This is a genomic window from Cytobacillus oceanisediminis 2691 (assembly GCF_007678455.1).
In the GTDB taxonomy this organism is placed as follows: Bacteria; Bacillota; Bacilli; order Bacillales; family Cytobacillaceae; genus Mesobacillus; species Mesobacillus oceanisediminis_A.
The window spans coordinates 106,599-120,647 of record NZ_VEEP01000004.1 but is presented as its reverse complement, the minus strand read 5'-3'; the positions used below and the strand labels follow the sequence as shown (position 1 = coordinate 120,647).

Below are 14,049 nucleotides of genomic sequence, written 5' to 3'. Positions count from 1 at the left end.
AGACAGGTTTGACGGAAAAGCAGCAAAGCTGTCCGAACTAGAGCTAACTTCAGACAGGTTTGGAGGAAATCAACGAAAACCTGTCCGAACTAGAGGCACCTTCAGACAGGTTTGACGGAAAAGCAGCAAAAGCTGTCCTAACAAGAGGCATCTTCAGACAGGTTTGGGGGAAAAGCAGCAAAAGCTGTCCGAACCAGAGGCAACTTCAGACAGCTTTGGGGGAAATCAACGAAAAGCTGTCCGAACTAGAGGCATCTTCTGACAGGTTTGACGGAAAAGCAGCAAAAGCTGTCCGAACTAAAGGCATCTTCAGACAGGTTTGAGGGAACACAACGAAAAGCTGTCCGAACTAGAGGCAACTTCAGACAGGTTTGGCGGAAATCAACGAAAACCTGTCCGAACCAGAGGCAACTTTAGACAGCTTTGGGGGAAAACAACGAAAAGCTGTCCGAACCAGAGCTAACTTAGGACTGGTTTGGCGGAAAAGCAGCAAAACCTGTCCGAACTAAAGGCATCTACAGACAGGTTTGGGGGAAAAGCAGCAAAAGCTGTCCGAACCAGAGGCATCTTCAGACAGGTTTGGGGGAAACCAGCGAAAAGCTGTCCGAACTAGAGCTAACTTCAGACAGGTTTGGGGGAAACCAGCGAAAAGCTGTCCGAACTAGAGCTAGCTTCAGACAGGTTTGAGGGAAAAGTAGCAGAAGCTGTCCGAAGTAAAGGCAACTTCGGACAGGTTCATTTTTGGAGCAGTCTACGCACCTTTCTTTTCAATCCACAGGGTTTATAAATCTACATTCATCTTTACCTGAGCCAATTAAAACAAGTTTCAGAAAATCGTCAATATTCCCCGAATGCAGTCGTGTCAACGATATTTGTCGCACCTCACCAAAAATACACCCATTTATTTCCAAAACACAATTGACACAGTAGCAACAATTCTTTTAAATCAAAGTATAGAGAGGAATAATAAGGAGACGATCCTGATGGACAAAAATATATCATTATACAGTTTAATTTTACAAAACTTCATTGATAAGGAAACAATCCAAAAAATTAAAGCAGATACCCTCCTTTTTCAGGAAGACGAAAATGTTCAGAACGTTTATATTATCCTGAGCGGAAGTGTCTCAGTCGGACGCGTCCACATGAAGGGAAAGGAATTCATCCTCAAAATCCTGAATGGCGAAGAGATGATCATAGAATATGAATTGTTCAAACATACTCCACGATACCATTTTTCTGCAAAAACGCTCACAGACTGTGAGGTCCTGATGATCAAAAGGGAACAGTTCGAGGAATTCGTCCTTAATGATAACACCGCCATGAATGCACTGGTGAATTGGCTGAGCACAAGATACCTCAAGGCGCAAATGAAGTGCCAGGACCTGATCATGAACGGTAAAAAAGGCGGATTGTATTCCATTTTGATCAGGCTGTGCAACAGCTACGGTGTGATGACAGATGAAGGCATCCTGATTGATTTGCCGCTCACACACCAGGAGCTTGCCAATCTGACCTATGGCACGCGTGAAGTAATCCAAAGGATGCTGAAGGAATTGCGCGAAAAAGACATCATTGCCTATGACCAGCTAAAATTCACTGTTAAAAACCTTAGCTATTTAAAGAGGGAAGTCGATTGCCAGAATTGTTCATTTGAAATCTGCGGATTAAATTGATCTCTGCGCCAGGTCAACCTAAATGGAATAAAAAAATCGTGCTGCATCAGCACGATTTTTTTATATGATCAGGAAGAAATAAACAAGCATGATTGCCATGATGATTCCTTTCGTCACTACGCTGCTGACAAATCCGACCACTGAACCGAAACCGATTTTGATCGCGTCATTCAGGTTCTTTTTATTGACCAGCAACTCCGCAATCGCCGCTCCGATAAACGGACCGACAAGGATACCGACAATTGGGATGACAAAAGGTCCAACGATCAGTCCGATTGTACTTCCCCAGATACCAGCCTTTCTTCCCCCATACTTTTTCACACCTATGATGTTCGCAATATAGTCAGCACCGAACAACAAGGCGACGAACGCACCCTGAATCGTCCAAAAAAACCAGTTAAATGGGTCAAAGGAATAAAAAACGCCATATAAAATAAAACCGCCCAGCATGAAAAGAACACCAGGCAAAATCGGTATTACCAGGCTGGCAAATGCGCCTGCGAATAATAGCCCTATTATTGACCAGTATAATGCATCCATACAATCCATCCTTTTTTCTGCAGACTATGAAATCTAAAGATAAAAATAAGCAAGGGTTTCCCCTTGCTTATTTTACCACTATTTCTGTTCTCCCAAAACGTACTCTGCGATATTTACTGCATGGTCGCCGATCCGTTCAAGGTTGCTGATGATATCGACGAACACGATACCAGCCTGGCCCGAACACTGACCTTCATTCATACGCATAATGTGCTGCTTTCTTAATCTGCGTTCCATGCCGTCAATTTCATCTTCTTTTGTTACAACAGCCCGGGCTGCATCAAGATTCTTCTGATCTAGTGCCTGCAATGCCTCTTCGACCGTACTGACAGTCAAGTTAAACATTGTTTCCAGGTCATCCATGGCTGTGTCTGTCACTCTCACTTTATTAGCCTGCTGGTATTCAATCAGTTCGATGATATTCTCAAAATGGTCGCCGATTCTTTCAATATCCCGAACAGTGTCAATCAACATGCTGTGTTCTTCTGACTCATGCTCAGATAGAGAGCTTGTGGCAAGATCCACCAGATAATCTGTAATCTTGCGGTCAAGATTATTGATGGCTTCCTCAAGCTGATAGGCATTCCCAGAATGCTTTGTATTTTTTGTTTTCAAAAACTCATTCGTTTCTTCAAGTCCCTTTAATGCGAACTTACCCATGCGAAGAACTTCTTCTTTAGCCTGGCCAAGAGCGATAGACGGTGATTGCTCGATGAATACCGGATCAAGATGCTGTGCCTTGTAGTCGACAATTGAGTCTTCTCCCGGAATCAGCTTTGTCACAATGAAAGCCAAAACCGCAATAAATGGCAATTGAATTATCGTATTCGTTGAGTTGAAAATACCGTGAGCAAAAGCTATTGTCATTTCAGGGTTAAGAGAAAGTTGATCCCTGAGCATTTCTATTAAAAGTGTGAATGGCTTCAATAATATTAAAAACAGCGTTGTACCTATCAAATTGAATAATACATGGGTAGCAGCAGCTCTTTTTGCCGCAACCGAAGTACCGATGGCAGCAAGCACAGCTGTAATGGTTGTCCCAACATTATCACCAAATAATACAGGGAGAGCTCCCTGAAGATTGATCAGATTCTCAGCGTGCAAACCTTGAAGAATACCGATCGTCGCACTCGAACTCTGAACAATCACTGTGAATAAAGTACCAATTACAACTCCAAGGAATGGATTTGAGCTTAATTCCACAGTCAAGTCATGGAATGATTCAAGACTCCTTAAAGGCTTCATTCCTCCACTCATCAGTTCCAATCCATAGAATAACGCACCGAATCCAAAAACAATCTGTCCGATGTTATGGACTTTTTTACTTTTAAAGAAGAATAAAAGTATTGAACCAACGGCAATGATTGGAAGCGCATATTCACCTACGTCAATTCCGATGATAAATGCAGTGATTGTCGTACCAATGTTCGCACCCATGATGACTCCAATTGCCTGGCGCAATGTCATGAAACCGGCACTTACCAGTCCAACCGTAATAACTGTGGTCGCTGAACTGCTCTGTACTAAAACCGTAACAATCAGACCAGCCAGTACACCCATTACCGGGTTGGTCGTGAACTTGTCCAGGACATCCCTTAGTCGATCCCCTGCTGATTTTTGCAGCCCATCTCCCATGAATTTAATGCCGTATAAGAAAATTCCAAGACCCCCAAAGAATTCAAACAGCATTTCTTGTAAATTCAATTCCATTTTTTCAACCCCTAGATTTATTTCGACAAACATCTACAAACACAATCATTATGAAGGAATTATTAATAAAAAGTAAACTGTTTAAGAGCCGAATTTACAATACCTTAACAATCAGGAGTAATATTACAGAAATGTTACAAGAGAAGTTTGAATTGCTTGTTATAATCTCCTTTAAAAAGCTAAAATAGACAATGGAATCTATTAAAGGACGTGTAATGATGAATCTTATTACCCAAATGGCAAAAAGCCTGTATTCACCTAAAGATATTGCGATTACCCGCTTTCAGGGCATCGGAAAAACCATTCTGTTTGTTTTCTTATTAACGTTACTATCCATTCTGCCAGTTATTTTTTATATGTTTACTGCCATTTCTGGAGCAATTGACTCGGCAAAGCAAGTTGTCTCAAATGACCTGCCTCCCTTTTCCATAGAGGAAGGCGTGCTAAAATCGGATATTAAGGCGCCGATCACCTTGAAAAGAGATCTTTACACAATTATTTTCGATCCAACGGGCGCCGTAGAGGAAAAGGATATGAAAAATATGGAGACTACTATCGGAATGCTGGAGCATGAGGTTGTCCTTAGTGCGGGCGGCCAAACCCATACGGTGCCCTATTCCCTTTTCTCGACTGGGAACTTATCCAAAGAGGATGTTCAATCCCTCATTGAAACGGCGGAATCTTCTCTCCCAGTCATGCTCGGATTACTGTTTATCATCATTTTTGTCTTTTCTGCAGGAATGAAATTCATAGAGGTCTCGATACTTGCACTTTTCGGTTTACTATTAAAAAACCTTGCCGAAAGGAAACTTCAATACAGACATTTATGGAGAATGTCTGCATATAGTACAACGCTCCCTACTCTATTTTTTACATTGATGGCATTCCTTAAAACGACGGTGCCATTTAGTTTTGCGATTAACTGGTTTGTAGCATCGATGATTCTTCTATTAGCTATAAAGGAAATACCAACTGTACAGAAGAATGAAGAGATTTAAAAATGCGCCAAGGGCGCATTTTTTTAGTTTCTACCTATCTCCCCTGATTTAATAAATCTTAATCACTTTCTTCCTGACCAAATAAATTAATAGGTATTTTTTCTAGCAAATTGGTTCTTAACTCTATTTTTCCTGCATAAATAATGGTATAAGCTGTTTAGGAGGAAGGTTCCATGAAAAAATTGGCAGGATTCCTGGTTTTCCTGGTATTAGCATATGCGATTTATAATGATTTAAGCATAGGAACGCTTCCCGCAGCGAGAACGTCAGAACCAGTTTTAGTAGAAGCGGAATCGGAAGAAGCAGGAAGCCAGGCTGAGGAGAAGATTCCTTATTTCGAGCATGAAGTCAAGCCTGGCGATACAGTACTGTCTGTCCTCGACAGCAATTCCAAAAAACCTCTCGCAATCCCGGTTTCCCAAGCGGTAGAAGACTTTAAACAGCTTAATGGAGGGACAGATCCCCAAAAAATCAAATTTGGCCATACCTATAAATTCCCGGATTACAGCAGTCGAAATTAACAAAGCCTAACTAAGAAAGTCTTTCCTTGTCAATTTGAACAAAAGATTGATAAAATGGGGTTGTGCATCTTAAGGAAATTTATCATGAATTCCATTTTTTAAAGGAGCGAATCACTGTTGAGTGAAATCATACATCGTACTAAAACCCGCCCGATAAAGGTTGGGAATTTAACAATTGGCGGTAACAATGAAGTGGTCATCCAGAGTATGACAACTACCAAGACACATGATGTCGAAGCGACTGTTGCCGAGATTAAACGCCTTGAAGAAGCAGGCTGCCAGATTGTCCGGGTTGCATGTCCAGATGAAAGAGCAGCTAATGCGATTTCTGAAATAAAAAAACGAATCAATATACCTTTGGTAGTTGATATCCACTTTGATTACCGCCTGGCGCTTAAAGCAATCGAAGGGGGAGCTGATAAGATCAGGATCAATCCCGGGAATATCGGCAAGCGCGAAAAGGTAGAGGCTGTTGTAAAGGCAGCAAAAGAGAAGGGTATCCCTATTAGAATCGGTGTAAATGCCGGTTCACTAGAGAGACGAATCCTCGAAAAATACGGTTACCCTACTGCTGATGGCATGGTGGAAAGTGCTTTGCACCACATCAAAATCCTTGAGGATCTTGATTTCCACAATATCATTGTTTCCATGAAGGCTTCGGACGTGAACCTTGCAATTGAAGCATATGAGAAAGCAGCAAAGGCCTTCGATTATCCGCTGCATCTTGGAATCACCGAATCAGGAACTTTATTTGCCGGAACTGTAAAAAGTGCCGCTGGCCTTGGGGCGATCCTCAGCAAAGGAATCGGGAACACGGTTAGGGTGTCACTAAGTGCAGACCCGGTAGAGGAAGTAAAGGTAGCAAGAGAGCTGTTAAAATCTTTCGGCCTGGCTGCCAATGCCGCAACATTGATTTCGTGCCCAACGTGTGGACGAATCGAGATCGATTTGATCAGCATCGCCAATGAGGTGGAAGAATATATCTCAAAGATCAAAGCACCGATCAAAGTGGCCGTGCTCGGCTGCGCGGTAAACGGTCCTGGCGAGGCACGGGAAGCCGACATCGGTATTGCCGGCGCCAGAGGGGAAGGACTGCTTTTCCGAAAAGGAGAAATTGTCCGTAAAGTTCCTGAAGAAACAATGGTAGAAGAATTAAAGAAAGAAATCGATAAAATCGCCGAGGAGAAGCTTCAGGAAGCTGCCCTCCAAAAATAAGCATATAAAAAATGCCCGGGAATCCCGGGCATTTTTTTGGCATTTTCCGTCAAAAGAACGGAAGAATAAAGATGCCGACCAGAATGGAGATTGTCCCAATTCCAATCGCCCAGCTGCCGATTGCGGAACCTCGACGGCGGGCCATGAAGCCAAGGACAATTCCAGCTGCTCCGAAAAGAACAGGCAAAATAAACAGCGACAAGATCGATAGGGCAAGAGCCGAGTATGCAAGCCCCCGTCCTCCAGTTGTACTTTCTTCTTCTGACCTTCTTCTGATCGCAGGGGGTGCAGGAGCAGCAATTTCAACCGCTGTCTCCTCACGATAATGTTCTTCACGAACAGGCACCGCAATCGCTGTCATCTCCTGATAGTGATCATCACGATCACTTCCGGCGATTGCCGTCATTTCCTGGTAGTGCTCATCTCGCCCAGGTCCGGCGATTGCCGTCATTTCCTGATAATGCTCATCACGTGCAGGAGTATACAGCTCTGTTGCTGTTTCCTCCTGGTAGATCTCGTCACGCGCATCCCTTATAGTAATGACATCCTGCTTAGGTTCAGTAATATATTCGGTACCAATCTGTTTTCGCTCTTGGTCTGCCACTTTAATCCCTCGCTTTCTTAAGTGGAGCATTTATTATTGTTTACGAGTGGATTGATTTTCATCATGGCAATGTTTGACTGATGCACGAAAAAGTTAATCTTTTGCGTGCTATCCATATTTGGTAAAATTAATAGGAGATCAATGTTAAGGAGCAGACTGATGAAAAGACGTTTTGGCATAGATATAGATGGAACAGTCACCTGTCCCACTACATTTGTACCGTATTTGAACGAAGCATTCGATTTGGATATTACCCTTGATGATATCAAGCAGTATGATTTTATGCCGCTTGTAACAGTAAGTGAAAAAGAGTTTGCAGCCTGGTTCAAAAAAATGGAACCGGTTATCTATTCCAAATCCCCTTTAGCAGCAGGAGCAAAGGAAATCCTGAAGAGCTGGGAAAATGAACATGAATTGTATTTCATCAGCGCGAGGGGCACACATTTACTTGAACTAACTCAAGAGTGGTTTACTGCCAATGAACTTAAATATCATGATATTCACCTGATTGGTTCACATGATAAAATTCAGGCAGCACGGAAGTATGATGTAGATATTTTCTTTGAGGATAAACATGATAATGCGGTCAATCTGCATGAAGAACTGAAAATTCCAGTCATCCTTTTTGACACCCCGTATAACCAGGAGCCAATCCCTGATGGCGTCATTCGAGTTAACAACTGGCAGGAAGCCAATGAATGGGTAAGAAATTGGATAGAAAACAGTTAAACGGCCATTTGAGGATGGCCGTTTTTCCATTTCAATATTGAACTGATAATAGAGGCACTAGTGTATGCAATCAGGGCATCTTCCGTATATTTCAAACTTATGGCCCGAAATATCATAGCCCTTAAAGCTTGATTCGATATTCCTCATTGGGCAGGTCTCAATCTCTTTTGTCTTTCCGCAGTCAAGGCAGATGAAATGGTGATGATGCTCTTTATGTGAACAGGTAAAACGGAAATGTTTTTCTCCTGACAGCTCAGTCATCTCCAGAATCCCCAGCTCTACAAACACACTTAAATTACGATAGATCGTATCAAACGACAATCCAGGGTAATTCTCCTTCATTTGCTCAAGGACATCACGTGCCGTCAAATATTTATCATGTTCGGAAAATAGCTGGAGCATGTCCTCACGCTTACCTGTATGTTTATACCCCTGTTCCTTCAGCAGGTTCATTGCTTCATTCACATTCATGATAACACCTCTTTAAATGGATCTTGTTGCACTGCGTTTTTTTAGCCAGATAGCCAGCACAAGGATGAATACAGCAATCATGACAATGGTTCCGCCGGGAGCGAGATCCATGTAGTATGACAGGAATAAGCCCCCCAGCACCGAAATTTCACCGAACAGGATGGAGAAGAAAATCGTCTGCTTGAACCCTTTGGCGAACCGGATGCTTGCTGCCACCGGCAAAGTCATAAGGGACGAAACAAGCAGGATGCCAACGATCCTCATGGAAGCTGCAATCACCAGTGCCACCATGACGATGAAAATAAAGTGCAATGACTTTGCAGCAATTCCGGTTGCCCTAGCATATTCTTCATCAAATGATAACAGAAACAGTTCTTTGTACAGCAAAGCAACGAGTGCGATCACCAGGATACTAATAATCAGGATGGTCCATAAATCCGCTCTGCTTACAGCGCTGACGCTTCCAAATAAATAACTGAACAAATCTGTATTGAAGCCGTCGGCAAGTGAAATAAAAATAACGCCGAGTCCAATTCCACCCGAAAGGATAATCGGAATTGCCAGTTCCTGATAATGCTTATAAACTGTGCGGAGTTTTTCAATGAACAGCGATCCGCCAACCGAAAAAGCCATCCCCATGTAAAGCGGATTTAGGCCGCTGAAAACCATGAACTTCTTCTCAAGCAGCAGGCTTGCTGCGATTCCCGCCAAGGTAACATGGCTAAGGGCATCAGCTATAAGGGAAAGCCTTCTTACAACAATGAAAACGCCGAGAAGGGGAGCGATCACACCAATGATCATGCCGGTCAAAAAGGCATTCTGCAAAAACTCGTATTGCATCAGTCCACTAATCATGATGGTGGCCTCCCCCGTGATGATGATCATGGTCATGAGTCAAAACATGCACATCATGCCCATATATTTCTGATACATCATTCAGCTTCAATTGTTCGAATTCCTCGGCACTTCCATGGAAATGCATATTTTTATTCAAGCATGCTACATTTGTGACTTTTTCGGAAATCGTGCCGATATCATGTGTCACCAGAAGCAAAGTAATTCCCTTCTCTTTGTTAAGTGTTTCGAGCATTTCATAAAAGGAGTTTACATTCTGCACGTCGACACCGACCGTCGGCTCATCCAGAATCAGCAATTCAGGTTCGCTCACAAGTGCCCTGGCAATGAACACCCTTTGCTGCTGGCCCCCGGAAAGCTCACCGATATTCCTGTCCAGGAATTTTCCCATCCCGACAGATTCAATCGCCAGTTTAATCTTTGCATGGTCTGTCTTCTTTAAAAAATGGAACAGCCCGAGTTTTTTCGTCAACCCGCTGGCCACCACCTCAAAAACAGTAGCAGGGAAGCCCGTGTTGAAGGAATTGGCCTTTTGCGACACAAACCCGATTTTATGCTGCTCCCTAAACTTATTGATATCCTGTCCAAACAGTCGGATAGTGCCTGTTTGTGGCTTGATGAGACCAAGCATCAGCTTCAGCAGCGTCGACTTTCCAGATCCATTAGGACCAACGATTGCCAAAAAGCTCCCTCGAAGAATAGACAGATTTATATTTTCAAGTACATTTTCTTTATCGTATCGGTAATAAACATCCTGTACCTGGACGATGTAATCATTCGTATCCACTTTTATCACCTGCAAAATAAGAATCATTCCGATTTACTTTAAGTAGTATATCTCTTACTGCCCATAAAGTAAACAAAAGAACTTTCCACTCAAGAAAATTGTCACGAATTTAGAACTGGGCACATACCCTACTATGAAGGAGTGATGATCTTTGGCTATTTTTGAAAATATCATTAACCATAAAATAAGCAGCATAACGGCGGATGAGCTGCTGAGATACGCCTCTCAATTCAATATATCCATAACAGAGGCACAAGCAGATAAGATCGCCAGATACTTACGCGGTAAAAAGGTCAATATCTTTAATGATTCAGAAAGAACGGCACTCATTAAGCAAATTGCCAGAATCACCAACCCGGAAACCGCAAGGGAAGTCAATAAATTGTTTGTGAAATTCACGAAATAGGGTTTGTGTCCGTCGTAGAAATCTATGACGGACATTTTTTCGTCTTTCTTTAGGGTTTTTGTCCATCATGGGCTTGATGACGGACACTTTTTCCCTTCTCTCAAGCACTTTTGTCCATCATGACCCTGATGACGGACACTTTTTCCCTTCTCTCCGGCATTTTTGTCCATCATGAACCCGATGACGGACACTTTTCTCCTTCTCTCCACTATTTCTGTCCATCATCAACCCGAGGACGGACACTTCCACCCTCTATGTCCATCATCACTGTTATTATTTCCTCTAAAAGGTAATACTCATTATCGTTTAACCTCAACAAAAAGAAAAAAGCTGCGGAGTGTCCGCAGCTTTTGTTTAGTCATTCATGATTGTGTCTAGCAGGTTTTCTTCGAATTTCTTGTTTTTCAGCATCGCGATTTCATGTTTGTATGGCGCTTTTTTATTATTCTTGTCAGGACCGACAAATGGGGTTTCAAGGATTTTTGGTATTTGCGTCAGTTGCGGGTGATGGACGATGTAGTTTAATGCTTCAAAGCCGATATGGCCGAAACCGATATTTTCATGGCGGTCTTTCCTTGTCCCGAACTCATTTTTGCTGTCATTGATGTGCATGACTTTAAGCCTGTCGAGTCCGATGATTTTATCGAATTCGTTCAGCACGCCATCGAAATCCTCGACGATTCGATAACCTGCGTCATGGGTATGGCAGGTATCAAAGCAGACAGAAAGCTTGTCATTGTATTTGACACCGTCGATGATCATCGCAAGCTCCTCAAAAGACTTCCCGCATTCTGATCCTTTTCCGGCCATGGTTTCCAGAGCGATTTGGACTTTGTCTTCTGCGCTAAGGACCTCGTTCAGGCCTTCAATGATTTTCTCGATTCCTTTGTCTGAACCTGCACCTACGTGTGCACCTGGATGCAGCACAATTTGCTTCGCTCCAATGGCTTCAGTCCTGTCGATTTCACTCCGCAAAAACCTGACTCCCAAATCGAAGGTGTCAGGATTCTGGGTGTTCCCGATATTGATGATATATGGAGCATGGACAACAATCTCGCTGATGCCATTTTGCTCCATATGCAGGCGCCCTGCTTCAATATTCAGGTCCTCGATTTTCTTCCTTCTAGTATTCTGAGGTGCTCCAGTATAGATCATGAAAGTATTTGCACCATATGAGACAGCTTCTTCGCTCGCTGCTAGCAGCATTTTCTTGCCGCTCATTGAAACATGTGAGCCAATTAACATCTAGATCTCTCCTAAATCCCTTTATTTATTTCTCTTCTGGATACGGTTTTCGCGTTTTTTGATTTTATCCATTTCATATTTCATCTTCTTTTTATAGCCTGGTTTTACCCTTTTAGGCTTGGAGACAAGCGTCTTTGCCTTCGCCTCGCCTGCTGTTTCCTTCTTCTTGCGGTTCTGTCTTCTGTTTCGCTCTTCTATTTCGGTAAATTCACCTTTTTTCAAGTCGATGTGTTTGAAAGTGATGCCCATCTTTTCCAGGCGAACCAGTGCATCTTCATCGCTCTGCTCGTAGATTGTCAATGCAACCCCTGATGACCCGGCACGCGCAGTCCTTCCGACCCTGTGGATATAAAAATCAAGGTCCGTTGGCAGCTCGTAGTTGATGACATGGCTGATGCCCTCGATGTCGATTCCTCTTGCAGCGAGGTCTGTCGCAACCAGGTACTGGAACTCAAGGTCCTTGATTTGCTTCATGACCCGTTTACGTTCCCTCGGACTGAGATCACCATGGATCCTGCCGACCTTCATGCCCTTTTGAATCAGACCATCCGCAATTTCATCCGCTTTTTTCTTTGTATTCGCGAATACAATCCCCAAATATGGATTGAATGCCAGCAATGCAGAGTGCACAAGGCCAATTTTATCCCGGTGCCTTGAAGGAAGGAGAATGTGTTCTATCTTCGCCGCTGTAGCTTGGTTAGGATCGATCTGGACGTATTTAGGGTTTTCCATGTACTTTTTCAAAAACGGTTTAAGTTTTTCAGGAATGGTAGCCGAGAATACGAGCATCTGAAGCTTTTCCGGCATGCGGGATGCAAATTGGTCGATGTCCTCGATGAATCCCATATCGAGCATCAAATCTGCCTCATCAATAACGAGGGTATTGGCTGTATGCACAAACAAAGCGTTTTCCTTCACGAGGTCGTTGATCCTGCCTGGCGTGCCAATCACGATTTGCGGCTGGGTCTTCAGCTTCTCGATGGTTCTTTGCTTATCCGTTCCGCCAATATAGCAGCGGGCAGTGATCTGCTCTCCCTCCGGAGCATGTTCAGCTATTTTAAGGACTTCATGATAAATCTGGTTGGCAAGTTCACGAGTCGGTGCCGTGATGACTGCCTGTACTTCATTGCGCGAAGGATCAAGCTTGTCCATGATCGGCAGGACATAGGCATGCGTCTTTCCCGTCCCTGTCTGTGATTGACCGATCGCGCTGTCACCTTTCAGCACAGTCGGGATCAGACGTTCCTGAATCTCAGTCGGCTCGTAAAAGCCTAATTTATTGATTGCATCTATAATGAACGGCTTCAGTTCATAACGTGTAAATTTCGTTTCACTCATTGAAAATCTCCTTTTTTTCCCCTGTCCCGCAAGTGTTTCCGGGATTACAGCCTGTTCCGTAAGCTGTTCTTTTTCAGGTTCATCCTGTAATTATAATAAAGATTGCAGAAAATCTCCAATCAGTACTATCTTAACCTTTCCTATGAAAAAAACAAACCTGTTTCATTACATACTTTTTCCTTAAACCATTCCGGACTTCCCGCATAGTCTAATAGGAGAAGATATATTGGGAAAGGAGGGGTCTCAATGCTACAAGGACCCCATATGAATCCACGCGGAATGCCGAATCGCTTTCAAGGCCCCCGCATGATGGGAGGGCCGGGGATGGGCCAGCGTCAGATGTATTCCAATCCATTCGCCCAAGGCCCAATGATGCCGCCAGGCCAGATGCCGCGAATGGGGGGCAGGAATATGCGCTCAAGCCAGGGAGGCGGACTGCTCTCGAAGATATTGGGAAGAGGCACCGGCCAGCAAAATGGTCCAGCAGGTTTCTTAACTGGAGCCAATACAGCGACACGGGGAGCCGGCTCAGGCGGCGGAATCCTTAAATCACTCGCTGACCCATCCGCACTGAGCGGGTTTCTTACGAACACGCAAAAGGTATTAGGCACGGCACAGCAGTTCGGTCCGATGATCCAGCAATATGGTCCGCTTGTCCGCAATCTGCCATCGATGTGGAAACTTTATCGAGGATTGAAGGATCTTCCGGATGCAGATGAACAAACAACTGAAGCGGAGACAAATCAGCCAGAAAAGAACAAGAACGAAAACAAGAGTAAGAGCAAGAGTAAGAACAAGAAGAAGCCAGTGAAAGCCGAAAACACAGCTGTATCAGACAAACCAGCCCAAAAGCAGAACGGGGCATCAACACCAAAACTTTTCATTTAGTCTGAAGAATAGTTAATTCTTCCTTCCGGAAATCCTCTTTTGTAATCTTTCTATAAGTCTTATATA

16 protein-coding genes are annotated in these 14,049 nt (G+C 43.6%); 8 read left to right on the top strand and 8 right to left on the bottom strand.

The genetic code is table 11. The features are described from left to right. Nucleotides 1-59 precede the first annotated feature (59 nt). Both FS736_RS09710 and FS736_RS09705 read left to right on the top strand, forming a co-directional pair. Nucleotides 60-323: a hypothetical protein gene (locus tag FS736_RS09710; RefSeq protein ID WP_144476198.1), complete on the top strand. Its 264-nt coding sequence runs from the start codon at nt 60-62 to the stop codon at nt 321-323. Between the two features lie 660 nt (nt 324-983). After that, nucleotides 984-1,676, top strand: coding sequence for a Crp/Fnr family transcriptional regulator (locus FS736_RS09705; protein WP_251540896.1), 693 nt, complete (start codon nt 984-986; stop codon nt 1,674-1,676). Between the two features lie 60 nt (nt 1,677-1,736). Here FS736_RS09705 and FS736_RS09700 read toward each other — a convergent pair whose 3' ends face one another. Continuing rightward, nucleotides 1,737-2,216 (bottom strand): DUF456 domain-containing protein, encoded by a 480-nt coding sequence (locus FS736_RS09700; RefSeq protein WP_144476195.1) that lies wholly within the window; start codon nt 2,214-2,216, stop codon nt 1,737-1,739. A 78-nt stretch (nt 2,217-2,294) separates the two neighbouring features. Then, the gene (locus FS736_RS09695) at nt 2,295-3,926 is read right to left on the bottom strand and encodes a Na/Pi cotransporter family protein (protein ID WP_144476192.1); all 1,632 of its coding nucleotides are present in this window, start codon (nt 3,924-3,926) and stop codon (nt 2,295-2,297) included. Between the two features lie 215 nt (nt 3,927-4,141). Here FS736_RS09695 and FS736_RS09690 point away from each other — a divergent pair, with 215 nt between their 5' ends. The 3 genes from FS736_RS09690 (at nt 4,142) to ispG (ending at nt 6,660) form a co-directional block, all read left to right on the top strand. Further along, nucleotides 4,142-4,924 carry a DUF1189 domain-containing protein gene (locus FS736_RS09690; protein WP_251540901.1) on the top strand — a complete coding sequence of 261 codons (783 nt, stop codon included), beginning with the start codon at nt 4,142-4,144 and terminating at the stop codon, nt 4,922-4,924. A 173-nt stretch (nt 4,925-5,097) separates the two neighbouring features. Next, complete coding sequence (locus FS736_RS09685; protein ID WP_144476189.1) at nt 5,098-5,445, top strand: LysM peptidoglycan-binding domain-containing protein; 348 nt, start codon at nt 5,098-5,100, stop codon at nt 5,443-5,445. Nucleotides 5,446-5,571: 126 nt separating this feature from the next. Beyond that, complete coding sequence (gene ispG, locus FS736_RS09680) at nt 5,572-6,660, top strand: flavodoxin-dependent (E)-4-hydroxy-3-methylbut-2-enyl-diphosphate synthase (RefSeq protein ID WP_186326755.1); 1,089 nt, start codon at nt 5,572-5,574, stop codon at nt 6,658-6,660. A gap of 49 nt (nt 6,661-6,709) precedes the next feature. Here ispG and FS736_RS25145 read toward each other — a convergent pair whose 3' ends face one another. Then, nucleotides 6,710-7,264: a DUF4190 domain-containing protein gene (locus FS736_RS25145; RefSeq protein ID WP_260983577.1), complete on the bottom strand. Its 555-nt coding sequence runs from the start codon at nt 7,262-7,264 to the stop codon at nt 6,710-6,712. A gap of 159 nt (nt 7,265-7,423) precedes the next feature. On the opposite strand from FS736_RS25145, the gene FS736_RS09670 reads away from it, so the two are divergent. Beyond that, on the top strand, nt 7,424-7,993 hold the full coding sequence (locus tag FS736_RS09670) for a 5' nucleotidase, NT5C type (protein ID WP_144476185.1): 570 nt from the start codon (nt 7,424-7,426) through the stop codon (nt 7,991-7,993). Between the two features lie 57 nt (nt 7,994-8,050). Here FS736_RS09670 and FS736_RS09665 read toward each other — a convergent pair whose 3' ends face one another. Genes FS736_RS09665 through FS736_RS09655 form a run of 3 tightly spaced genes read right to left on the bottom strand, consistent with a single transcriptional unit; the run spans nt 8,051 to nt 10,106 of the window. Continuing rightward, a complete protein-coding gene (locus tag FS736_RS09665) occupies nt 8,051-8,464 on the bottom strand; it encodes a Fur family transcriptional regulator (protein ID WP_144476184.1) in 414 nt (137 codons plus the stop codon). 12 nt (nt 8,465-8,476) lie between these two features. After that, nucleotides 8,477-9,319 (bottom strand): metal ABC transporter permease, encoded by an 843-nt coding sequence (locus FS736_RS09660; protein ID WP_144476183.1) that lies wholly within the window; start codon nt 9,317-9,319, stop codon nt 8,477-8,479. Then, nucleotides 9,312-10,106 (bottom strand): metal ABC transporter ATP-binding protein, encoded by a 795-nt coding sequence (locus FS736_RS09655; RefSeq protein WP_144476182.1) that lies wholly within the window; start codon nt 10,104-10,106, stop codon nt 9,312-9,314. Before FS736_RS09655 ends, FS736_RS09660 begins: the two co-directional genes overlap by 8 nt. 151 nt (nt 10,107-10,257) lie before the next feature. On the opposite strand from FS736_RS09655, the gene FS736_RS09650 reads away from it, so the two are divergent. Beyond that, on the top strand, nt 10,258-10,512 hold the full coding sequence (locus FS736_RS09650; protein ID WP_144476181.1) for a DUF2624 domain-containing protein: 255 nt from the start codon (nt 10,258-10,260) through the stop codon (nt 10,510-10,512). A gap of 354 nt (nt 10,513-10,866) precedes the next feature. Here the strand turns inward: FS736_RS09650 and FS736_RS09640 are convergent, their stop codons facing one another. Together FS736_RS09640 and FS736_RS09635 are read right to left on the bottom strand one after the other, a co-directional pair. Further along, the gene (locus tag FS736_RS09640) at nt 10,867-11,757 is read right to left on the bottom strand and encodes a deoxyribonuclease IV (protein ID WP_144476179.1); all 891 of its coding nucleotides are present in this window, start codon (nt 11,755-11,757) and stop codon (nt 10,867-10,869) included. Nucleotides 11,758-11,778: 21 nt separating this feature from the next. After that, nucleotides 11,779-13,095 (bottom strand): DEAD/DEAH box helicase, encoded by a 1,317-nt coding sequence (locus tag FS736_RS09635; RefSeq protein ID WP_144476178.1) that lies wholly within the window; start codon nt 13,093-13,095, stop codon nt 11,779-11,781. Nucleotides 13,096-13,419: 324 nt separating this feature from the next. Here FS736_RS09635 and FS736_RS09630 point away from each other — a divergent pair, with 324 nt between their 5' ends. Further along, nucleotides 13,420-13,983 (top strand): YqfQ family protein, encoded by a 564-nt coding sequence (locus FS736_RS09630; RefSeq protein ID WP_260983576.1) that lies wholly within the window; start codon nt 13,420-13,422, stop codon nt 13,981-13,983. Nucleotides 13,984-14,049 lie beyond the last annotated feature (66 nt).